17 protein-coding genes and 1 riboswitch are annotated in these 21,148 nt (G+C 64.2%); of the genes, 11 read left to right on the plus strand and 6 right to left on the minus strand.

The features are described from left to right. Positions 1-92: 92 nt before the first annotated feature. The 3 genes from LPA36_RS25885 to LPA36_RS25895 form a co-directional block, all read right to left on the minus strand. Positions 93-3,566, minus strand: coding sequence for an ATP-binding protein (locus LPA36_RS25885; protein WP_228883019.1), 3,474 nt, complete (start codon positions 3,564-3,566; stop codon positions 93-95). A 10-nt stretch (positions 3,567-3,576) separates the two neighbouring features. Further along, positions 3,577-4,224, minus strand: a complete 648-nt coding sequence (locus LPA36_RS25890) for a response regulator transcription factor (RefSeq protein WP_228883020.1) — start codon at positions 4,222-4,224, stop codon at positions 3,577-3,579. A 784-nt stretch (positions 4,225-5,008) separates the two neighbouring features. Then, positions 5,009-5,527: a methylated-DNA--[protein]-cysteine S-methyltransferase gene (locus LPA36_RS25895; RefSeq protein WP_228883022.1), complete on the minus strand. Its 519-nt coding sequence runs from the start codon at positions 5,525-5,527 to the stop codon at positions 5,009-5,011. Positions 5,528-5,956: 429 nt separating this feature from the next. Here LPA36_RS25895 and LPA36_RS25900 point away from each other — a divergent pair, with 429 nt between their 5' ends. From LPA36_RS25900 to LPA36_RS25920, 5 genes are all read left to right on the plus strand, one after another. After that, entirely contained in the window at positions 5,957-6,202 is a 246-nt protein-coding gene (locus LPA36_RS25900) for a hypothetical protein (protein WP_228883205.1), read from the plus strand. A gap of 96 nt (positions 6,203-6,298) precedes the next feature. Further along, positions 6,299-6,739 carry an HIT family protein gene (locus tag LPA36_RS25905; RefSeq protein WP_228883024.1) on the plus strand — a complete coding sequence of 147 codons (441 nt, stop codon included), beginning with the start codon at positions 6,299-6,301 and terminating at the stop codon, positions 6,737-6,739. 248 nt (positions 6,740-6,987) lie between these two features. Then, positions 6,988-7,977, plus strand: coding sequence for a DedA family protein/thiosulfate sulfurtransferase GlpE (locus tag LPA36_RS25910; protein WP_228883025.1), 990 nt, complete (start codon positions 6,988-6,990; stop codon positions 7,975-7,977). Between the two features lie 112 nt (positions 7,978-8,089). Next, positions 8,090-9,793 carry an FAD-dependent oxidoreductase gene (locus tag LPA36_RS25915; protein ID WP_228883027.1) on the plus strand — a complete coding sequence of 568 codons (1,704 nt, stop codon included), beginning with the start codon at positions 8,090-8,092 and terminating at the stop codon, positions 9,791-9,793. A gap of 21 nt (positions 9,794-9,814) precedes the next feature. Continuing rightward, positions 9,815-11,119, plus strand: a complete 1,305-nt coding sequence (locus tag LPA36_RS25920; protein ID WP_228883029.1) for a winged helix-turn-helix domain-containing protein — start codon at positions 9,815-9,817, stop codon at positions 11,117-11,119. Here LPA36_RS25920 and LPA36_RS25925 read toward each other — a convergent pair. The 3 genes from LPA36_RS25925 to LPA36_RS25935 form a co-directional block, all read right to left on the minus strand. Further along, entirely contained in the window at positions 11,037-11,636 is a 600-nt protein-coding gene (locus tag LPA36_RS25925) for a LysE family translocator (protein WP_228883031.1), read from the minus strand. The two genes, LPA36_RS25920 and LPA36_RS25925, sit on opposite strands and share 83 nt — an antisense overlap. A gap of 186 nt (positions 11,637-11,822) precedes the next feature. Then, positions 11,823-12,080, minus strand: coding sequence for a hypothetical protein (locus LPA36_RS25930; protein ID WP_228883207.1), 258 nt, complete (start codon positions 12,078-12,080; stop codon positions 11,823-11,825). A 267-nt stretch (positions 12,081-12,347) separates the two neighbouring features. Beyond that, on the minus strand, positions 12,348-12,848 hold the full coding sequence (locus LPA36_RS25935) for a nuclear transport factor 2 family protein (RefSeq protein ID WP_228883033.1): 501 nt from the start codon (positions 12,846-12,848) through the stop codon (positions 12,348-12,350). Between the two features lie 209 nt (positions 12,849-13,057). After that, a riboswitch (guanidine-I (ykkC/yxkD leader) is annotated at positions 13,058-13,167 on the plus strand. Positions 13,168-13,224: 57 nt separating this feature from the next. On the opposite strand from LPA36_RS25935, the gene LPA36_RS25940 reads away from it, so the two are divergent. The 6 genes from LPA36_RS25940 (at position 13,225) to uca (ending at position 21,116) form a co-directional block, all read left to right on the plus strand. Further along, positions 13,225-14,292, plus strand: a complete 1,068-nt coding sequence (locus LPA36_RS25940; RefSeq protein ID WP_228883035.1) for a putative urea ABC transporter substrate-binding protein — start codon at positions 13,225-13,227, stop codon at positions 14,290-14,292. Between the two features lie 31 nt (positions 14,293-14,323). Then, entirely contained in the window at positions 14,324-15,139 is an 816-nt protein-coding gene (locus LPA36_RS25945) for an ABC transporter permease (protein WP_228883037.1), read from the plus strand. Further along, a complete protein-coding gene (locus LPA36_RS25950; RefSeq protein WP_228883038.1) occupies positions 15,136-15,927 on the plus strand; it encodes an ABC transporter ATP-binding protein in 792 nt (263 codons plus the stop codon). Before LPA36_RS25945 ends, LPA36_RS25950 begins: the two co-directional genes overlap by 4 nt. Positions 15,928-15,946: 19 nt before the next feature. Then, the gene (locus tag LPA36_RS25955) at positions 15,947-16,651 is read left to right on the plus strand and encodes an urea amidolyase associated protein UAAP1 (RefSeq protein WP_228883039.1); all 705 of its coding nucleotides are present in this window, start codon (positions 15,947-15,949) and stop codon (positions 16,649-16,651) included. Positions 16,652-16,665: 14 nt separating this feature from the next. Beyond that, positions 16,666-17,307, plus strand: a complete 642-nt coding sequence (locus LPA36_RS25960; RefSeq protein ID WP_228883040.1) for an urea amidolyase associated protein UAAP2 — start codon at positions 16,666-16,668, stop codon at positions 17,305-17,307. A gap of 185 nt (positions 17,308-17,492) precedes the next feature. Next, complete coding sequence (gene uca, locus LPA36_RS25965; RefSeq protein WP_228883041.1) at positions 17,493-21,116, plus strand: urea carboxylase; 3,624 nt, start codon at positions 17,493-17,495, stop codon at positions 21,114-21,116. Positions 21,117-21,148: the final 32 nt, after the last annotated feature.

Genomic DNA, 21,148 nt, shown 5'->3' on the forward strand with positions numbered 1-21,148 from the left:
CTCGCACGAAGCGAAGGCAAACGTCCGGCCGCCGGGTTCAACGAGTCCACACTCCGCGAACCCGGCGGCCGCTCGCTTCCAGTTTTCGTCTTTCAGGAAACGGCGTCGCCGTGGATGTCGAACTGCTCGCTGAGCGTCGCATGCAGTGTGTCTGCCCGCTGCTGGAGGTCGGGCGTCCAGCCGGACGTCGTGCCGCAGCGTTGCTCCAGTTCGCGGCAGTCCTTCGCGAGCACCTGTTCCTGCACCACGAGGAACGCGCCCGCGCTGCTGTGCGCCCACTGCCGCAACATCGCGACATCCTGCCTTTCGATGATGCCTGCGAGCTTCGGCAGATCAGTCGCGAGATGGTCCTTCAGGATCGTCATGTAGCGCGATTTTTCCTCGGCGGCCATGGAGTAGGAGGCGGATGTGTCATCGCCGTGCGGCGCGGGTGTCGCAACTTGCGTCTCCGTCTGCGTGGGCAGCAGCTCCGGCAACGGCTTCGTCGGACTCGCCGCTACGATCGCGCCGCTGCGCACGAGTCCGAGCAACGCCATTTCCAGCTCCTTCAACGAAGCCGGCTTTGCAACGTATGCCGCGAAGCCGCGCTCCCGCCAGTCTTCGGCCTGTTCGTTGCTCGTCACCGCGCTGAACGCGAGCACGGGCACATCCGGATGCGAGACGTGCAATCTGGCCAGCAGTTCGTGCCCATCCATCACGGGCATGTGGATGTCGGTCAGCACGGCGTCGACTTCCGTGTTCTGGAGTGCGGCGAGCGCCTGCCGTCCGTCGCCGACGATGATCGGCTGGCAGCCAAGCGTATCGAGTTGCTCCGCGATCAGTGCCTGGTTGAGCGGGTTGTCTTCAGCGACGAGGATAACGAGGCCGTGCAACGCCGCATCCGGCGCTTCGACTTCGGCGGGACGCTCGGGCGCCGCCTCGACCTCGCCCGACGATTCGCTCAACGCACGCTCGATGGTGGCAAGCACCGACCGGTGATTGAAGGCGTTCACTTCAAACACGCCCTCGGCGTGACGCACCGCGCGATGGTGTCCCGTGCGCGTCATCCATACCACCGGCACGCTGCGCACGGCACGAAGTGCATCGATCGTGGCGCGGTCGTACTCGCCGGTCACGATCATGAAGCCCGGCGTGTAGGCGCGCAGAAACGCTTCGGCCGCGGGCTGCGTCAGCACGATGTTCGTCAGCCAGCCGGCGCGTAGCAGCCAGGTCTCCAGATACTTGCCGCTATCGCGTTCCTGACACACGACGAGCGTCGTGCCGCGCTGCACGGGCGCGGGCGGCTGGGCCTCCGGCGCATCGTGCAACGAAGTCAGCGGAATCATCACGGTAAACGCAGAACCGACGCCCGGCACGCTCTCAACCGTGATATGGCCGCCCATCAGCTCGCACAGGCGCGCACAGATCGACAGGCCGAGTCCGGTGCCGCCAAAACGGCTCGACGTCGTCGCTTCCGCCTGAACGAACGGGCTGAAGATCCGCGACACCAGCACCGCGTCCATGCCGATGCCCGAATCGCACACGCGGCAAACAAGGATGTCGCGTTCCTGCACGTCGACCTGCATCTCGGCGCTGAACGTGATCTTTCCGCACGCCGTGAACTTGAACGCGTTGTTCAGCAGGTTATTGACGACCTGCGCGATGCGCGTGCGGTCGCCGCGCAGCACCTTGTCGAGCGTCGCGGACAGATGCACGTAAAAGCGCACAGGCCGGTCCTGCGCCATCGGCGCATAGGAAAGCGCGAGACTCTCCATATCGTCGATCGGCCTGAACGTCTCCGCGACGAGCTTCATCTCGCCTGCATCGATCTTCGAAAAATCGAGGATGTCGTTGACGATGCGACGCAGGCCGTCGGCCGCCATGCCCAGCGCCCGCAGCCGCTGTTCATGCGGCCGCACGCCCGGGCTGCGCGACAGCAGTTCGAGATTGCCGAGCAGCGCGTTGAGCGGCGTGCGGATCTCGTGACTCATCGATGCAAAGAAGTTCGAGCGCGCGCGCATCGTCGCTTCGGACGCCTGCTGCGCGGCACGAAGCTGCTGCTCGAGCGTCTGCTGCTCGGTGACATCGATGACTGCGCAGAACAGCACGTCTTCGCCGTCGTAACGTGCGGGCGCGTAGGTGATCTGCAGGAATTGCGGCGGCGGACCGCCGGCCTCGGACGGCTTCGCATGCACGATGAAACCGGCGATCTTCGCAAACGCGGAAGCCGACACCTCGTGCCCGCCCTGCTCCCGGAACGCCGTCACGATGTGCGCCGGCAGGCTCGCCTCGCTTCCCAGATGGAGCAGCGCGGCGGCCAGCTGGTTGAAGGTCAGCAGCGAATAGTCGCGTCGCCGGACAATGCACAGCCCAACCGGCGTCGCGCTGACAAGGATATGGTTGATCGTCTCGCTTTCGAGCGCGCGCTCCGTTTCAGTCTGGGAGCGGCGAAGCAGACGCAGGCCCCAGAAGCGGGCTGTCAGCGTGACGCCTGCGATCAGCACGAGTGCGAGCCCGGCAATCACCGTCAGCTGCTCGCTGAGCGCACCGAGCAAACCCGCGTACGAGATGAAATAAACCAGCGAGCCGAAGCCGGGTTGCGTCGGCTCGACGAGCAGCGCGCCTTCGCGCGAATAGACGAAGCGTCCGGGCGTAGCGCCGTTTGCAAGGTCGAGCAGACGGCTGGACTGCTCCGACGTGACAGCCGGCGACGCAGCCACGAAGTGCCTCGCGTCGTTCAGCAGAATGAGCGTGCCCGGGTCGTCCGGACGCGTGAGGCCCCCGAGGAAAGTTCCGACAGGCACGCTTGCGGCGACGAGCGTCGTGGGCGCGTCGTTTTCGTAGACGGCCGTGACCGCCGTCACCACGACGATGTTCTGCACCGGGTCGACGTACGGGCCGATCCAGACGCGCTCACCCGGCGCCGGCGTACCGCGCCCTGTCTTCGACCGGAGTTCGCGCGTCAGCACCTCGCGCAGCTGCGGCGCCAGCTTGACGTCCAGTGCGGATGGCCTGCCGGGCCCCAATGCATCGAGCGCGGGAAGAATCACGCCGTAGCTGTCGGCGAGCCCAAGCAGATATGCGCGGTGATTGAGTTCGAATGCGAGCTGCGTGGCAAGCGTCGAGTCCGCGGATTCGTACAGACGGGCGAGCCGTTCGTCGAGCGCGCTGCCCCACGCGTCGCGCGTGGCCGGCGGCACCAGCACATCGAAGTGCGCGTCCGGCAGTTTGCCGAAGCCGCTCACGATGCCCGTCTCGCGCAACTGGTCGGCGACGCCGGCGGGCAACGGACGCGGCGCCACGATCGCGTCGTAGTAGCGGACGGTCAACTCGGTGCGATGCAGAAACGAGCCTTCGCGGTTAACCAGTGCAGAGACCTCGGTCGCGTACTGCACGACGCGCGCGCGCCGGTAGTCGAGATACCGCGCGGCGGCCAGCATGCTCACCAGCGCCACCGAAACGATCACGATCACCAGCAGCGTGACGATCGTCGCAAAATAGAGATAGCGTTGACGCCGCGCGCTCCGGGCGAGTGCCGCGAACGATTCGGCGAGCGAGTCCTGCGTGAGGTCGAGAATTTTCTGCATGACGCAGCCGTCAGATCAGTCCGTTCTCGTAGGCATAGCGGATGAGATCGGTGTTCGTCTGCAAGCCAAGCTTCTGCATCGCCATCGTCTTCTGGCTTGACACTGTGCTGACCGAACGCCCCAGCTTCGTCGCGATTTCCGACAGCAGGGAGCCTTGCGCATAGAGCCGCACGACTTCGAGTTCGCGTGGCGTCAGATCGGTTGCGGGCGCGGCGTTGACCGAGGCCGAATCGAGTAGCGCGCGGATGGAAGGCGAGTAGAAGTGACCATCGCTGACAGTCACGTGGATGCACGCGCGGACGGTTTCGTCGAGCTGGTCTTCCTTGCTGACGAAGGCGCGCGCACCAAGCTTCATCGCGCGCATCACGACACCTGGATTGGTCTGCGCGCTGACCACGACGATTCGCGTATCGGGATAAAGACGTGACAGGCGCTTGAGCAGATTGAAGCCGTCGATCGATGCATCGCCGTGTCCCATGCTGAAGTCAGTCACGACGACGTCGGCCGGATTCTGCGCCAGCGCCTGCACCAGCTGGCTGCCGTTCGTGCACTCGCACACGACTTCGAATCCTGGCGCCCTTCTCAGGCAGTCCCGCAAGGCGACGACAATCAATGGATGATCGTCGGCGAGCGCGACGCGAATAGGCTTGACTGACATGCCGTTGTTCCTTAGGACGACGGAGGGGAATGTGCTGGCTATTCTCGGAGGCAGTTTAGCCTTTTTGCTAACCTTAGGATATGTCTGATTCACAAATCTGGAATTGGCGTAATTCTTTAGACTGCCGTTCAACGAATATCCGGTTTTGCTGGAATATGAAACGGGTGAACGGGACGTTAAGAGATGTAATGGTGGTCCCTCGCTGCAGCGGTCCGCATGGCATCGAACTCGCGAAAGCGTCCTGCTGTGAACAAGCCTGGCGGCCTCTGACGCCCGGACGGTTGTCGGACTACATTAATCAGGATTGCCCGACACAATATGTGCCGTGCATTCTCAATGGCACTCCTGGCAAGCGGTATCGTATTTCCCTTAAAGTGGCATTCCGGTTTTCAGATATTTCGCATATAACGCGGCAGGTGTTCCGCCTTATACGGCGGGCGTCCCGTTATCGGACGCAGCGAATCTGGATTGACCGGCGTGTCGAACTGTCGCAACGCGCGTTGCAACGGTTTGCCATCTGGCGATGCGCCGGGGAATCGATACAGACGTTGAAGCGAAAGCAGAATTGATCTGATAGATCGGCGTTACTACCATCTCGACAGCACGCGGAGAACGGCTCACGATGGACCTGTCAGCGCCCAATAGTGTGGGCCGGCTGATCCAGGTAACAACGGCGTTTTAGCGGCCCGCCCAGGAATGGACGGGCTATTTTTTTGGCCGTTTTGCGGCCGATATACAGCCGATATGCGGCCGGTTCTGTCCGGGTATCTTGCGCGGTCGTGGCTCAGACGCCGAACAGGTTCATCTGCCGGGCCGATGTGATCGCCGGCCGTTCGAGTGCGAGCAGTCCCTGCTTGCGTTCAAGGCCGCCGGCATATCCGGTCAGGTCGCCCGCCGCCGAGAGCACGCGATGACACGGCACGATGATCGCCACCGGGTTGCGCCCGCTGGCCGCACCGACGGCGCGCGCGCTGTTGCCATCGAGCCCGAGCCGGTCGGCGAGGCCGCCGTAGCTCTCGACCTGCCCATAGGGAATCTTCACGAGTTCGCGCCACACGCGCAGCTGGAACGCCGTGCCCGACGGCTTCACGGCGACCGTGAACACCTTGCGTTCGCCCGCGAAGTATTCGGCAAGCTCATCTTCTGTCTGGCGCAGGACGCGCGCGGTCCCGCCATCGCGATTGTCAATGTGCTCTTCGGGATAGTGCTTCTGGCCGACAAAATAGAGACCAGTAAGCGCGTCGCCTTCCGCGCGCAGCAGGATGTCGCCGAGCGGGCTCGCAATGAGAGTGCACTGTTTCATGGCGCTCCTGGTTCTCCGCTTCTGGTTCTTTCGTGGCCCGCGTGTCTCTCACGGTTCTGGCAGCGGTTCCAGTTCCCATCGAAGGCAGCTTTCGGCCGTTGCCAGTTCCCACTCTAGCGCATCGCTTCATCGTGCATCGCGCCCCTGCTTCGATTTGAGCGACACCCGCTCGCACACCCTCGCGACACGGCGATGACACCCGCACAAATGACCGGAAAGCGCGTGCACCGTGGCTGGGCATGCAAAAAGCTCGCCAGCCCGACGGACACTCGCGTTACACTCATCTGGAACCGCGGCGCCAGGCTGCATGCGGTCCTCCGGGCAGTGAGGCCCACGGCAGAGGGTGCCGCGGGGATGGCCGCCCGGCAGACGAAGTCTGCAGCCAGCCCGTACAATGAACCGCTCAACTACGGAACGAGGACAATGTCGATGCGCATCACCGGCTCTTCCGGGGCAATGACCCTGCTCACCGAATACGACGACGCAACGGCGCGCGAACTCCGCTCGCTGCGCCTCGAATCGACTGAAGACGGCAAAGGCATTCTTCTGATCGAGGTCGATGAACGCAAGCCGGGAATCCACCGCGAAGTGCGTTATGAGATCACGCCCGCGGAACTGATCGCAGCGATTCGCGCTCACGGCGCGGAACTGCCCGGCGAGCAGCACAACCGCTAATTCACCCTGAACCGCCCGCACAGCGGGTTTCATTCCGGCGGCAGCAGGCTTCGCGCCATGTCGTACGCGCGCGCCGCCGATCCACGAAGGCAGACAATGGAATACGATCCGCAGAATGCGTTCGCCCGGATCCTGCGGGGCGAGTTGCCCGGCATCCGCGTGTACGAAGACGAACTGACGCTTGCGATCATGGATATCATGCCGCAGGCCGATGGCCACGTGCTCATCCTCTGCAAGGAGCCGGCCGCCGAGATTTTCGAACTGTCGGAAGAAGGCGCGGCCGCCTGCATGCGCACCACCCAGCGGGTCGCGAAAGCCGTCAAGGCGGCCCTGAACCCGCCCGGCGTGCTGATCGCCCAGTTCAACGGGCGTGCGGCCGGCCAAACCGTGCCGCACGTGCATTTCCACGTCATTCCGCGTCGCGAGGGCGAAACGCTGAAGCCGCACGGCGCAGTACCCGCCGACGCCGGGAAACTACGCGAGCTCGCCGCGCTGATCGTGGCGGCCATGCCCGAAGGCGCTGTCCGACCTTTTTAAAGCGCGATACGCCCCCATCTGGCGGGGATGGCCAGGATGGGAACACGGCGGCCGTCTCTACCGCCGCCAGCGGGCCGGGTGCGTCAAGCGCCCGGCCCGCTGCGCTTCTCCGGCCTGCTGGCGGCCGGCGCGATTCTGAATTTCTTTTGTTTTCAAGTCACATTTGTGCCCGCTTGCACGTCTCAAAAATGCGTCCATAATCTTTGAGTCACCTTCATTTCTGGCCATAAGGCCGCGGATGTAAGCCGATGCTACATGACCTCGTCGAACAGTACGGGCCGTTGCTGGTGTTTGCCAATGTGCTCGCCGCATCGCTCGGGCTGCCCCTGCCCGCGATGCCGTCTCTCGTACTTTTTGGGGCAATGGCTGCGTTGCATCCGGGTTCCATCGGCGGACAACTCCTGCCGGTTCTGGTGCTGTCGATCTTCGCGACGCTGATTGGCGACAGCGCGTGGTTCCTCGCCGGCCGCGTCTACGGCGGCAATACGCTGAAAACACTCTGCAAGCTGTCGCTGTCGCGCGATACCTGCGTGAAGAAGACCGAGCGCTTTTTCGGGCGCTGGGGCGTGCGCGTGCTGGCCGTGGCCAAGTTCGTGCCGGGCCTGTCGATCGTCTCGGTGCCGATGGCCGGCGCGATGGGCGTGCCGTATCGCACGTTCCTGACTTACGACGGCATCGGCGCAGCGCTGTGGTCGGGCGTCGGGCTTATCGTCGGCGCGCTGTTCGCGCCGCAGATCGACATGCTGTTTGCCGGCGCGAGCCGCCTCGGGCGCATGACGGCGGTGGTTGTGGTCGCGCTGTTGCTGCTGTATGGCACGTATCGCTGGATCCGCCGGCGTCAGCTGATCAACAAGCTCGCCACCGCGCGCATGGATGTCGAGGAACTCGACGCGCTGATCACCAAAAATCAGACGCCCGTGCTTTTCGACATCCGCTCGCATGAAAAGCGCAGGCTCGATCCGTTCGTGATTCCCGGCTCGCAGTACGCCGACGAGCGTCAGCTCGCGGAAATCATCGCGAAGTATCCGCACGACCAGAAGGTGGTGATTTACTGCTCGTGCCCGAACGAGATTTCGGCGGCATGGATGGCGAAGCAGATGACCGAGGCCGGTTTCTCCGACGTCGTGCCGCTGCGCGGCGGACTCGACGCCTGGCGCGAAGCCGGTCGCGAGCTGGAGCCGCTGCCTGGCGAGCCCCGCAGCCACGTCGACGCCGACATCGCACCGAACGCGGCGTAACGCGCGGCCACGCAACGCTGCGTTACGGGCGACGCGAATGGCTGCAGCCGGCCCGGCGCATCCGCGCCGTCACCGGCGCCATGAAACACAGAAAAGAGGAAGGAGCCGTCTGATGGCAGCGACTCAGGACAATGCAGGTCAGGAAATCGTAGCGGATGCACCGTTTTCGAATCTGAGCACCCGGCGTCACCAGATGTTTCCGGAACTCACCGACGCGGAAATCGACCGTCTGCGAAAATTTGGCGAAGTCACGCACCGGGAAGCCGGCGAATATCTGTTCCTCACCGGCCAGACCGGCCCGGGCATGTTCGTGATCCTGTGCGGTGGCGTGCGCATCACCCGGCGTGACGGACTCGGCCGCGAGCATCTGATCGCCGAGCACGGCCGCGGCCAGTTCATGGCCGAGGTCGGCCAGCTGTCCGGCAAGCCCGCGCTGGTCGACGGGCTGACGACGCGTCCCGTCGATGTGCTGCTGATTCCGCCCGCGCGCCTGCGCGCGCTGATCATCGCCGAGGCGGAGCTGGGCGAGCGCATCATGCGGGCGCTGATTCTGCGCCGCGTCGCGCTGATCGAAAACGGCTCCGGCGGCCCGGTGCTGATCGGCAAGCGCAACGACCGCCGTCTTCTCGCGCTGGAAAGCTTCCTGTCGCGCAACGGTCATCCGCATTCGGTGATCGATGAGAGCGACGAAGATGCGCTGCGGCTCATCGAACAGTTCGCCGCGCGTCCCGAAGACCTGCCGCTCGTGATCTGCCCGGACGGCACCGTGCTCCATCATCCGAGCGATCCCGAACTGGCGACGGCGCTGGGCATGCTGCCGGATCTCGACGCCTCGCACGTCTACGATGTCGCGGTTGTCGGCGCCGGTCCGGCCGGGCTCGCGACCGCGGTATATGCCGCGTCCGAAGGACTTTCGGTGATCGTGCTCGACAGTCGCGCGCCCGGCGGCCAGGCCGGCGCCAGTTCGCGCATCGAAAACTACCTCGGTTTTCCGACAGGCATTTCCGGGCAGGCGCTGGCCGGCCGCGCGTTCGTGCAGGCGCAGAAATTCGGCGCGCACGTCGCGATTCCCGTGAAGGTGCGAGCGCTCCATTGCGACGAGCAACCGCACCGGCTGGATCTCGTGTGCGGCGGCAGTATCCTGTCGCGCACGGTGGTGATCGCGACGGGCGCGGTGTACCGCCGCCCGCAGCTCGAAGGGCTCGAACGCTTCGAAGGGCGCGGCGCGTACTACTGGGCTTCGCCTGTCGAGGCAAAACTCTGCAAGCATGAAGAAATCGTGCTGGTGGGCGGCGGCAACTCGGCCGGACAGGGCATCGTCTATCTGGCATCTCACGCAAAGCATGTGCACGTGCTGATCCGCAAGAGCGGTTTCGAGTCGACGATGTCGCGCTACCTGATCGATCGCATTCGCTCGTTGCCGAACGTGACCGTGCATCCGCACGCCGAAATCGGCCGGCTCGACGCCGACGAAAGCGGGCTCGCTTCCGTCGTCCTGAAGTCGCCGCTGCCGGACGGCACCGACCACTTCGATACGCGTCACCTGTTCCTTTTTACGGGCGCCGATCCAAACACCGAATGGCTGCGCAGCTGCAGCGTCGAAACCGACGCGAAGGGCTTCGTGCTGACAGGCGTCAATGCAGGATCGGGTTGCGATCTGTCGACGACGGTCGAAGGCATCTACGCCATCGGCGACGCCCGCGCGGGGTCGACGAAGCGCGTGGCGGCGGCCGTCGGCGAAGGTGCGGCGGTGGTCGCGCAGATTCACCAGCTGCTCGCCGAACGGGCCGGTGAAGCGATCGCGCTGGGCGCCTGAGCGCAGCGCGCGCGCCGCGTCTTGAAGACCGTTCCGTTATCGGCTGCCCGCACGCTGCATCTGGCCGCTCAGGGTCTCCTCACGCCGCCGCGCCGCAAGGCGACGAAGGCGGATGTGCTCCCGGCCATCCGCCGCATGGCGCAACTCCAGATTGACACGATTCACGTGGTGGCGCGCAGCCCGTATCTCGTCCTCTTCAGCCGCATCGGCGCGTACGAGCAGGCGTGGCTCGACGCGCATCTCGCGGAGCGCAATCTCTTCGAGTTCTGGTCGCACGAGGCGTGCTTCGTGCCGATCGAAGATTACGGCCTGCTGCGCCACCGGATGCTCGATCCGGTCGGCATGGGCTGGAAATACGCCGCCGACTGGCACAACCAGTACCGCGCCGACATCGATAACCTGCTCGATCACATTCGCCAGAACGGCCCGGTGCGCGCCGCGGATTTTGCGCGCGAGGGCGGCAAGGGGAACGGCTGGTGGGACTGGAAGCCCGAGAAGCGTCATCTCGAAGTGCTGTTCTCGACCGGCCAGCTGATGGTGTCGTCGCGCCACAATTTTCATCGCGTCTACGACCTTACCGAGCGCGTGCTGCCCGGCTGGGACGACGCGCGCGACCTGCAACCGGTCGAAGCAGTCGAACGTGAATTGCTGCTGCGCAGTTGTCGCGCGCTCGGCATCGCGCGCGCGGACTGGGTCGCGGATTATTACCGGATGCCGCGCCGCCCGTACGTCGACGCGCTGAGAGCGCTCGCCGATGAAGGCGAACTGATCCCGGTGCGGGTAGATGGCTGGAAACAGGACACGTTCGTGCATCGCGAGTTCGAGCCGCTGATCGACGACGCGATCAGCGGTGCGCTCGCTTCAACGGTGACCACGGTGCTCTCGCCGTTCGATCCGGTCGTGTGGGATCGCAGGCGCGCGACGGCGCTCTTCGATTTCGACTACGCGATCGAGTGCTACACGCCCGCTGCAAAGCGCAAATACGGCTACTTCGTGCTACCGCTGCTAAGCCGCGGCAAGCTCGTGGGCCGCGTGGATGCGAAGGCCCATCGCACGGAAGGTGTGTTCGAGCTCAAATCGTTTCATCTGGAACCAGGCGTGCGCCTGAGCGGGCGGCTGACCGACGACCTGCGCCGTGCGCTGCAGCGTTGCGCGGACTGGCACGGCACGCCGGCGTTGCGCTTTACGTCGGCGCCGAAAGACGTGCTGGCCGCGTTCGGCGCGGAACCGCGCAAACGCGAAGTCAGTGAAACGCCGCCCACGCCAGCGACAACGAAAACACGCCGAGCACAATCGACGCGCCGCGCTGCACTTTCGACGGATTGACCCACGCAAGCCTGCCGTTGCCAAGCGCCGCGCCGAACGCGATCCACGTGAGCGCCGCCGGCACGAGCAGGCAGACGAAAATCGACATCGCCAGCAGCCAGGCTTCGCCGTTGGCAAATGCCGCGGCCGGAAAGATCGTGCCCGCGAACAGCAGCCCCTTCGGGTTGAGCAGGGTCGCGACGAAGAGCGTGCGCAAACCGGTCGCCGCCTGCGTCGAAGCAGACAAGGCCACAGCCGCCTTCCACATGTTCACGGCGAGATAAGCGATGTAGAGGCCGCTGGCGATGCGCAGCACCGAAGGCAGCCACGGCCACGCGTGCGCGGCCTGCGCGAGAAAATGTCCCCACAGCGAAATCGACACGATGTAGCCCGCGAGTTCAGCGCCCACGAGCGGCAGCGAGCGGCGCAGGCCCTGCCGCAAGCCGGCTGCGGCGAGCAGCGTGTTCGTCGGTCCGGGCGTGATGAGCACTACGGCGATACCGAGGGCGAGCAGTAAGGCTTCGGAAACTGAAAGCATGACAGGTGAGGACTGGCGGATATCGTGCGACTTTTTAACACAGAACGCGGGGCGTCCAAAACCATCCGTAACGATCGGTGGCGCAATGCCGGGAAGATGCCGGAAACAAAAACGGCTGGCATCGCGCCAGCCGTGTGCACACGGAAGCAGCGCCGGTCCGCATGACCGGCGCGAGCGGTACGCGCCCTAGCGTTCGAGCCTCGCGCGTAGTTCGCGGGCGGTTTCGAGCAGACCTTCATAACCGGAGCGTGCGTGCTCCGGCAGGTCCGGATCGCCGACGAACGCGCCCAGCGTTTCGATCAGGCTGTACAGAATGCCCTTCGCCGCGCCCGCTGCAATGCCGCCCGTCGACACCAGATGATCGACGTGGCTCACCGCCGCATCGAGGTGTTCCAGATCCGGCCGCTCACCCGTTTCCTGCTTGTCCGATACTTCGCGCGTCATGATGGTCAATCGCTCCTGTTGAAGGACCCGTGATACATCTTTCACGTTGTTATATACCGATCGCGCGCAGTCGTCCATCGGGCGGGGCCTGAACGTCTGCCAGACGTTGCCGGGCGTATCGACCCGGTAGAAACCATTGCCGTTCGTGTCGCGCGACATCCATTCATCGTACGCTGGCTGGCCTGCCGGCCACACACCGGGCATTGGGTTCTGCGCGAATTCGTCGGGCATCTTTCTTCGACGCGTACCGACGCATGCGTTCGCCATTCAAAACATCGTATTCGAATTCGCGGACTGCTCGGGCACCGGCTGGATCACGTCCCAGTGCTCGGTGATCCTGCCGCCTGTCACGCGATAGATGTTGACGATCGCGCGGCCTCGATCGGACGGATTCAGCGTCGAATGAATATGCACGTAGACGAGGTCGCCATCGACGGCGGAACGGACGATCTCGGAGCGCGCCGCAGGATTGCGCTCGAACACTTTCGTGAAGACATCGACGAGCGCCTTGCGCCCGTCGGGCACGGTCGGGTTGTGCTGCACGTAATTTTCCGCGACGTATCGGTCCGCAGCGCTCAGGTCGTGCTGGTTGAAGAACTGCTCCTGAAACGCCAGCACGATGCGGCGGTTCTGTTCCTGCTGCTTCATGGCGACAGCGGCGGCAGCGGCTGCTGGCGGCTGCGTCTGCGCGCGTGACGGCGCGGGCATCGTCAGCCAGAACGACACGGCGAGCGCCGCCGCGCAGGAGGTCAACCGGTTCGATGTCATCGTTTCAGTCTCCGCAAGAGGGTCATGATGGTTGCGTCTGCACACAAATCGTGCAAACAGGCAGAACGCCATGCAAGCCGCGCTTCATCTTCGTGCATGAACGCGCGGTAAACCCCGGCTGCGTGGGGTTTGCCGGCATGGCACGTTTATCGCTTATCCCTAAGCAAGGGAGCCGGCGCACCATCCGGTTGAGTACGTAGTCACAATTTGCAATGGACGACTAGGGTTCCGGTCTGCGTGGCTTCAGCGCCTGCAGATGCTGGTCCGAGAGTGGTCGACCTCAGGCGAGGTTACACGGCGGGATAAAAGCCCGGGAGAGAACGCGATGATTCGCGCCGCTCCTGCCGTCGATAAACTGTCCTGCGAGGTCAACCCCATGCGCAAGCTTCGTCTTTTCGCCTCTGCTGTCACCGCTCTCTCCATTCTCGCCTCCACCCCGGCATTCGCCGCCGGAAAAACCGACTTCAAGGTCTGCTGGACCATCTACGCGGGCTGGATGCCGTGGGGCGAAGCCAAAACCCAGGGCATCGTCACGAAGTGGGCCAAGAAGTACGGCATCAACATCGATGTCGTTCAGCTCAACGATTACATCGAATCGATCAACCAGTACACCGCAGGCAAGTTCGACGGCTGCGGCATGACCAATATGGACGCCCTGACGATTCCCGCCGCGGGCGGCGTCGATTCCACCGCGCTTATCGTCGGCGACTATTCGAACGGCAACGACGGCGTGCTCATCAAGGGCAAGGGCAAGAAGATCACCGACCTCAAGGGTCAGTCGATCAACCTCGTCGAACTCTCCGTGTCGCACTATCTGCTCGCCCGCGCGCTTGAATCCGCCGGCATGAGCGAGCGCGACGTCAAGACCGTCAACACGTCCGACGCCGACATCTCCGCTGCATTCGCAACGCCGACCGTCAAACAGGCCGTCACGTGGAACCCGATGCTCGCCGACCTGAAGGCGCAACCGGACGTCACCGAAGTTTTCGATTCGACGAAGATTCCGGGCGAGATCATGGACATGATGGTCGTCAACACGAAGACGCTGGCGGATAACCCGGCGCTCGGCAAGGCGCTCACCGGCGCATGGTTCGAGATGCTCGCGCTGATGAAGGCGAACAACGCGAGCAGCACGGCCGCGCTGACCTCGATGGCGAAAGCTTCGGGCACTGACCTCGCCGGCTACAAGGGTCAACTGGCCACGACCGCGCTCTTCTACACACCGAAGGATGCGCTTGCGTTCGCCACCAGCCCGAGCCTGCCGCAAACCATGACGCGCGTCGCGAAGTTCTCGTTCGACCACGGCCTGCTCGGTCAGGGCGCGCCGAACCCGGACGCCGTCGGCATGGCGTTCGACAAGGGGGTCATCGTCGGCAGCAAGAGCAACGTGAAGCTGCGCTTCGACCCGACGTACGTCCGCATGGCCGCGGACGGCAAGCTCTAAACCTGTCATCCACTTCGAAAGACGGCGCACCATGCGACTCATCAACCGACACCCGGGCCGAAGCGGCGCGCTCATGCTGCTGCTCATGCCGTTCATCGTGCTGGTCGCGGTGTACTTCACGGGTTCGTCACTGCGGCTCGCGGCGAACCCTGAAGACAAGCTGCTGCCGAGCGCCACGCAGATGTCCGACGCCATCAAGCAGTTCGCCTTTACCGAAGACAAGCGCACGGGCGAACACCTGCTGTGGGCCGACACGGCCTCCAGCCTTCGACGCCTTGGCATCGGTCTTTTGGTGAGCGCCGTGATCGCGCTGGTGGCGGGCATCCTGACGGGCAGCATTCCGCTCGTCACAGCCACGCTGTCGCCGTTCATCACGGTGATATCGATGATCCCGCCGCTCGCGGTGCTACCGATTCTTTTCATCGTGTTCGGACTCGACGAACTGTCGAAGGTCGTGCTGATCGTGATCGGCATCACGCCGATGATGATCCGCGATCTTCAGCAGCGCGCCCGCGAAATTCCGAACGAGCTGTGGGTGAAGGCGCAAACGCTCGGCGCGACAAGCTGGACGTTGATGCTGCGCGTGATCGTGCCGCAACTGTTGCCGCGTCTGCTGGTCGCGCTGAGGCTTTCGCTGTGCTCCGCGTGGCTCTTTTTGATCGCGGCTGAAGCGATTGCTTCGACGGATGGCCTCGGTTATCGCATCTTCCTCGTGCGCCGCTATCTCGCGATGGACGTGATCCTGCCTTACGTCATGTGGATCACGTTGCTCGCGTGGCTGATGGATGAAGCGCTGCGCCGTCTGACGAAGGCTGCGTTCCCGTGGTACGGCGGAGGTTCACGATGATCGAAGTCCGTAACGTCTGGAAAGAATACGGCGATCAGGTCGTGCTGGAGCGCCTGAACCTGAAGATCGAGCAGGGCGAATTCTGCTCGATGGTCGGTGCTTCGGGATGCGGCAAGTCTACGTTCCTGCGTCTGCTGCTCGGCCAGGAACGCGCGACGCGCGGCGAAATCCTGCTCGACGGCGAACCGCTGCCGGGCGAGCCTGACGCGCATCGGGGCGTCGTGTTCCAGCGCTATTCCGTGTTCGATCATCTGAGCGTGATGCGCAACGTGCTGCTCGGACTTGAACTGCCGCACGCGAAGTTCACTGGGCGTCTGTTCGGTGCGCACCGCCGCGCGGCACAGGATGAAGCCGTTTCGATGCTGGAGCGCGTGGGTCTTGCCGCCGCGCTCGACAAATATCCGCATCAGCTTTCCGGCGGCATGCAGCAGCGTCTTGCGATTGCCCAGGCGCTTGTCATGAAGCCGCGCGTCCTGCTGCTCGACGAACCGTTCGGCGCACTCGATCCGGGCATCCGCAAGGACATGCAGGACCTGCTGCTGAAGCTCTGGCGCGAAACGGGCCTCACGATTTTCATGGTGACGCACGACCTGAAGGAAGGCTTCGCGCTCGGCAGCCGCGTGCTGGTGTTCGACAAGGTGCGCGTCGATCCGCAGGCACCCGGCGCATACGGCGCGCGCATCACCTACAACATTCCGCTTGAACGCAATGCCGATTCCGCGTCCGCGATCCACCTGGCGAAGGCTGCCGTGGAAGGCGCCGCACGCGTCGACGTGCTTGCGGCCTGAGAACAAGGACAACACGAACATGGATTTCCTGCTCGAAGAAAATGTACCCGGCGGCGGCCATACCTCGCTGATCGTGAAACGCGGACAACTGCTGCGCATCACCGATCTGCGCGGTGGCGCCAACGTCAGCGTGATGATGGTCAACGCCGCCGAGAAAAGCGAGCGCCTGAACCTGCCTGACACGCTCAAATGCCAGCACACGGCGAAGCTCACGAAAGGCCATTGCCTCTACTCCGACATGGGCCGCGTGCTTGCCGCGATCGTCGCGGATACGTGCGGCTGGCACGACACCCTCGTGGGCATTTCGAACGCCGAAGAAGTGCACGAAAAGTACGGCATGGGCCGTTATCAGGAACTGCGTAACGCGTTCTTTCGCAACGGCACCGACAACCTGCTCGTCGAACTCGGCAAATGGGGCCTTGGCCTTTCCGATCTGCTGATGACGCTGAACCTTTTTAGCCGCGTCGACGTCACCGATGCGGGCGCGTTGAGCTTCGTGCCCGGCAACTCGAAGGCCGGCGACTACGTCGAGCTGTACGCACCGATGAATACGCTCGTCGTGCTCACCGCCATCCAGCATCCGCTCGATCCGAACCCCGAATACGCACCGAAGCCGGTCAGGCTCACGCTCGCCGGCTCCGATGCCCAGGTCGCCGAAATCTGCCGCACGTCGTGCGACGAAAACGGTCGCGGCTTCATCAACACTGAACGCTTCTTCCTCTGACCGGAGCACGCCAGATGACGACAACGCTCACTGAAAGCACAAAAAATCCCGCCGAAGCCGTCTACCGCGAAACGCTCGCAGCCGGCGAGCCGTGGCTGAAAGAAGTGAAGGCAGGTCAGACGCTGCGCATTCACGATCTGGAAGGCAACCAGGCCGTCGATACGCTGTTCTACAGCCTCGCCGATCCGCGCGAACGCTACGACGCGCAACGCACGCTGCGCCGCCAGCAAAGCCTGTATCTGACAACCGGCACCGTGCTGTATTCGAACCTCGGCAATCCGATGCTGACGATCGTCGCGGATACATGCGGACGCCACGACACGCTCGGCGGCGCCTGCGCGCAGGAAAGCAACACCGTGCGCTACGCGCTCGAAAAGCGCTACATGCATAGCTGCCGCGACAACTACCTGCGTGCGTGCGCGCATGACGGCCGTCTGTCGAAGCGCGACATCAACGCGAACGTCAACTTCTTCATGAACGTGCCGGTCACGGCAAGCGGCGGTCTCACGTTCGAAGACGGCATTTCGGCGCCGGGCAAGTACGTCGAGATGCGCGCGGAAATGGACGTGATCGTACTGATCTCGAACTGTCCGCAACTGAACAACCCGTGCAATGCGTACAACCCGACGCCCGCGGAGCTCCTGATATGGAACTGACCACCTTGCGCGACTGGCTCTACGCGATGATGAAAGCGCGCGCGGAACGTCTTTTTCCGATGCAGCGCACTTCGCTGAAGCGTTGAGCAACACGTAAAACGCAGCACCGCTGACATGCCGTGGACGACCACGGCGTGCATGCCCACGGTGGCGGGACGACCCGCCCATGCCTGACACGTCCTCTCATGTTCGAGAAAGTTCTGATCGCCAATCGCGGCGCAATCGCCTGCCGCATCCTGCGCACACTGCGCGAACTCGAAGTGGCGGGCGTCGCCGTCTATAGCGAAGCCGATCGCGCGAGCCGTCACGTCATCGAAGCAACCGTCGCCCACGGGCTCGGAGAAGGCGCGGCCGGCGCCACGTATCTGGACATCGGCAAGATCCTCGCGATCGCGCGCGCCGAAGGCGTGCAGGCGATCCATCCGGGCTACGGCTTCCTGTCGGAAAACGCCGCATTCGCCGAAGCATGCGAAGCCGCCGGCATCGCGTTCATCGGACCGACACCCGAGCAGCTGCGCGCGTTCGGCCTCAAACACACGGCCCGCGCGATTGCAGGCGAACAGGGTGTGCCGATGCTCGAAGGCACGGGCCTCCTCGACGATATCGACGCGGCGCTGGGCGCGGCGGAACGCATCGGCTATCCGGTGATGCTGAAGAGCACGGCGGGCGGCGGCGGCATCGGCATGCGCGTGTGCCGCTCGGCGGACGAGCTGACCGCGCAGTTCGAAGTGGTGAAGCGGCTCGGCCAGAACAACTTCAGCGATGCGGGCGTGTTCCTCGAAAAGTACATCGAGCGTGCGCGTCACCTCGAAGTGCAGGTATTCGGCGACGGCAACGGTCACGCGATCGCGCTCGGCGTGCGCGACTGCTCCGTGCAGCGGCGCAACCAGAAAGTGCTCGAAGAAACGCCCGCGCCGAATCTGCCCGAAGGCATGGCCGAAGCGCTGTGCGACGCGGCGATCAAGCTCGCGCGCGCAGTCAGCTACCGCTCGGCGGGCACCGTCGAGTTCGTCTACGACAGCCTCGCGCAGCGTTTCTATTTCCTCGAAGTGAACACGCGCCTTCAGGTCGAGCATGGCGTAACCGAGCAGGTGTGGGGCGTCGATCTCGTGCGCTGGATGATCGAGCTGGCCGCCGGCACGCTCGCGCCGCTCGACATGCTCGCGCGCGATCTGCGACCGTCGGGTCACGCGATCCAGGCGCGTCTTTACGCGGAAGACCCAGGCCGCGACTTCAAGCCGAGCCCGGGCCTTCTGACCGACGTCGCGTTTCCCGCAGCCGATGGACGCGCGTTGCGTATCGATACGTGGATCGAAGCGGGCTGCGAAGTGCCGCCGTATTTCGATCCGATGCTCGCGAAGCTGATCGCCTGGTCGCCAACGCGCGATGCAGCCCGTCACACGCTGGGTGAAGCTTTACGTACAACGCGCCTCTACGGCGTCGAAACGAATCGCGACTATCTGCGGCAGATTCTCGACGACACGCCGTTCGCGAGCGGCGAACCGTGGACGCGCTGCCTCGAAGGCCTGCGCTACCACGCCGCCACGTTCGAGATATTGAGCGGCGGCACACAGACGACCGTGCAGGACTATCCGGGCCGCCAGGGCTACTGGGCGGTCGGCATTCCGCCGTCCGGTCCGATGGACGACCGCGCGCTGCGCCTCGGCAACCGTCTGCTCGGCAACGAAGCCGACGCTGCCGCGCTCGAAATCACGATGAGCGGACCCACGCTGCGCTTCAACACGGACGCCGTCGTCGCCATCACCGGCGCGACGCTGCCCGTCACGATCGACGACATCGCACAGCCGATGAACACGTCGCTCTTCATCGCCGCCGGCACGACGCTCACGCTCGGCACGATTCGTGGGGCCGGCGCGCGCGCGTATCTGTGCGTGCGCGGCGGGCTCGACGTCGCGCAGTATCTCGGCAGCCGCAGCACGTTCACGCTCGGCCAGTTCGGCGGACACGGCGGCCGCGCGCTGCGTGCCGGCGACGTGCTGCATCTTCAGCCGCTTGCCGATCAACGCGCGGGCGCCACGTTGCCTTCAACGCTCACGCCGCCGCTCGAAGCCGTACGCGTGCTGCGCGTGATCTACGGCCCGCACGGTGCGCCCGAATACTTCAGCGCGCCGTACATCGAGCGTTTTCTCGCGACCGAGTGGGAGATTCACTTCAACTCGAGCCGCACGGGCGTACGCCTGATCGGCCCGAAGCCGGAATGGACGCGTCAGGACGGCGGCGAAGCGGGCCTGCATCCGTCGAACATCCACGACAATCCGTACGCGGTTGGTGCAATCGATTTCACCGGCGACATGCCCGTGATTCTCGGGCCGGATGGCCCGAGCCTTGGCGGCTTCGTGTGCCCGGTCACGATTGTCGAAGCCGACCTCTGGCAGATCGGCCAGCTCAAGGCGGGCGACAGGGTCCGCTTCGTTCCCGTCGATATCGCCACGGCACGCGCCGCCGCGACTGCACGTGCTGAAGAAACCAGGACGCTGGAAGCGCTGGCGAATGCAACACCGCTTACGCTTGCCGATACCAGCGAAGCCCCTGTGTTGAATTCACCGGTCGTCCTCGATATCGGGGCGGAGCGCGAGCGTCTCGTTGCGCGCCTTTCCGGCGATACGCATCTGCTGCTCGAAATCGGGCCGGCGGAACTCGATCTCGTACTCCGGTTTCGCGGCCACGCGTTGATGCAGCAGCTTGAAGCGCTCGATCTGGACGGCGTGATCGACCTGACGCCGGGCATCCGCTCGCTGCAGATTCACTATCAGCCGGAACGCCTGCCGCTCGCGACGCTGCTCGACACCGTCGAGCGCACCTGGCAACGCGTGCTGCTGCAGCAGGATCTGCGCGTGCCTTCGCGCGTCGTGCATCTGCCGCTTTCGTGGGACGACCCCGCGTGCCAGCTCGCCATCGACAAATACATGACGACCGTGCGCAAGGACGCGCCGTGGTGTCCGAGCAATCTGGAGTTCATCCGGCGCATCAACGATCTCGATTCGATCGATGCGGTGAAGCGCATCGTGTTCGATGCAAGCTATCTCGTGATGGGTCTCGGCGACGTGTATCTCGGCGCGCCGGTCGCGACGCCGCTCGATCCGCGTCACCGGCTTGTCACGACCAAGTACAACCCGGCGCGCACGTGGACGGCGGAGAATTCCGTCGGCATCGGCGGCGCCTATCTGTGCGTGTACGGCATGGAAGGGCCTGGCGGTTACCAGTTCGTCGGCCGCACGTTGCAGATGTGGAACCGCTTTCGCAAGACAGCGGATTTCGCCGGGCGTCCGTATCTGCTGCGCTTTTTCGACCAGATCCGTTTCTACGAAGTCCCGGCAGATGAGCTGCTGCAGATCCGCGCCGACTTCCCGCTCGGCCGATATCCACTGAAGATCGAAGAGACCGAACTGTCGCTCGCGGACTATCAGGGCTTCCTCGAGCGCGAGGCCAGCGAGATCGATACGTTCCGCGCGCGTCAGCAGGCTGCGTTCCAGGCAGAGCGCCAGCGCTGGCACGAAGCCGGCAGCGCGGAAGAAACGCTGGAGCCGCCCGTCGCCGACGAAGCCGGTACGACGGCGCTCGACGACGGCCAGATCGCCGTCGACAGCGAGATCGCGGGCAACCTGTGGCAGGTCCACGTGAATCCGGGCCAGACGGTTGCGGCCGGCGATGTGCTGCTGGTTATTGAATCGATGAAAATGGAAATCTCGGTGACCGCGCCGTGCGCGGGTGTCATCGACGAGGTGTACGTTGCACCCGGTTCGCCGGTGCGCGCCGGGCAGCGCGTCGTGGTCATTGGCCGTGCATGAGCGTCGAATCCCGCGACAGATCCACAATGACA

This window comes from Paraburkholderia saeva (genome assembly GCF_907164555.1).
Lineage (GTDB): Bacteria > Pseudomonadota > Gammaproteobacteria > Burkholderiales > Burkholderiaceae > Paraburkholderia > Paraburkholderia saeva.

What these genes read in the sequence shown, in the direction of transcription:
- LPA36_RS25885 (WP_228883019.1), bottom strand. Translation starts at nt 3,566, where the DNA reads ATGCAGAAAATTCTCGACCTCACGCAGGACTCGCTCGCCGAATCGTTC.
- LPA36_RS25890 (WP_228883020.1), bottom strand. Translation starts at nt 4,224, where the DNA reads ATGTCAGTCAAGCCTATTCGCGTCGCGCTCGCCGACGATCATCCATTG.
- LPA36_RS25895 (WP_228883022.1), bottom strand. Translation starts at nt 5,527, where the DNA reads ATGAAACAGTGCACTCTCATTGCGAGCCCGCTCGGCGACATCCTGCTG.
- LPA36_RS25900 (WP_228883205.1), top strand. Translation starts at nt 5,957, where the DNA reads ATGCGCATCACCGGCTCTTCCGGGGCAATGACCCTGCTCACCGAATAC.
- LPA36_RS25905 (WP_228883024.1), top strand. Translation starts at nt 6,299, where the DNA reads ATGGAATACGATCCGCAGAATGCGTTCGCCCGGATCCTGCGGGGCGAG.
- LPA36_RS25910 (WP_228883025.1), top strand. Translation starts at nt 6,988, where the DNA reads ATGCTACATGACCTCGTCGAACAGTACGGGCCGTTGCTGGTGTTTGCC.
- LPA36_RS25915 (WP_228883027.1), top strand. Translation starts at nt 8,090, where the DNA reads ATGGCAGCGACTCAGGACAATGCAGGTCAGGAAATCGTAGCGGATGCA.
- LPA36_RS25925 (WP_228883031.1), bottom strand. Translation starts at nt 11,636, where the DNA reads ATGCTTTCAGTTTCCGAAGCCTTACTGCTCGCCCTCGGTATCGCCGTA.
- LPA36_RS25930 (WP_228883207.1), bottom strand. Translation starts at nt 12,080, where the DNA reads ATGACGCGCGAAGTATCGGACAAGCAGGAAACGGGTGAGCGGCCGGAT.
- LPA36_RS25935 (WP_228883033.1), bottom strand. Translation starts at nt 12,848, where the DNA reads ATGACATCGAACCGGTTGACCTCCTGCGCGGCGGCGCTCGCCGTGTCG.
- LPA36_RS25940 (WP_228883035.1), top strand. Translation starts at nt 13,225, where the DNA reads ATGCGCAAGCTTCGTCTTTTCGCCTCTGCTGTCACCGCTCTCTCCATT.
- LPA36_RS25945 (WP_228883037.1), top strand. Translation starts at nt 14,324, where the DNA reads ATGCGACTCATCAACCGACACCCGGGCCGAAGCGGCGCGCTCATGCTG.
- LPA36_RS25950 (WP_228883038.1), top strand. Translation starts at nt 15,136, where the DNA reads ATGATCGAAGTCCGTAACGTCTGGAAAGAATACGGCGATCAGGTCGTG.
- LPA36_RS25955 (WP_228883039.1), top strand. Translation starts at nt 15,947, where the DNA reads ATGGATTTCCTGCTCGAAGAAAATGTACCCGGCGGCGGCCATACCTCG.
- LPA36_RS25960 (WP_228883040.1), top strand. Translation starts at nt 16,666, where the DNA reads ATGACGACAACGCTCACTGAAAGCACAAAAAATCCCGCCGAAGCCGTC.
- uca (WP_228883041.1), top strand. Translation starts at nt 17,493, where the DNA reads ATGTTCGAGAAAGTTCTGATCGCCAATCGCGGCGCAATCGCCTGCCGC.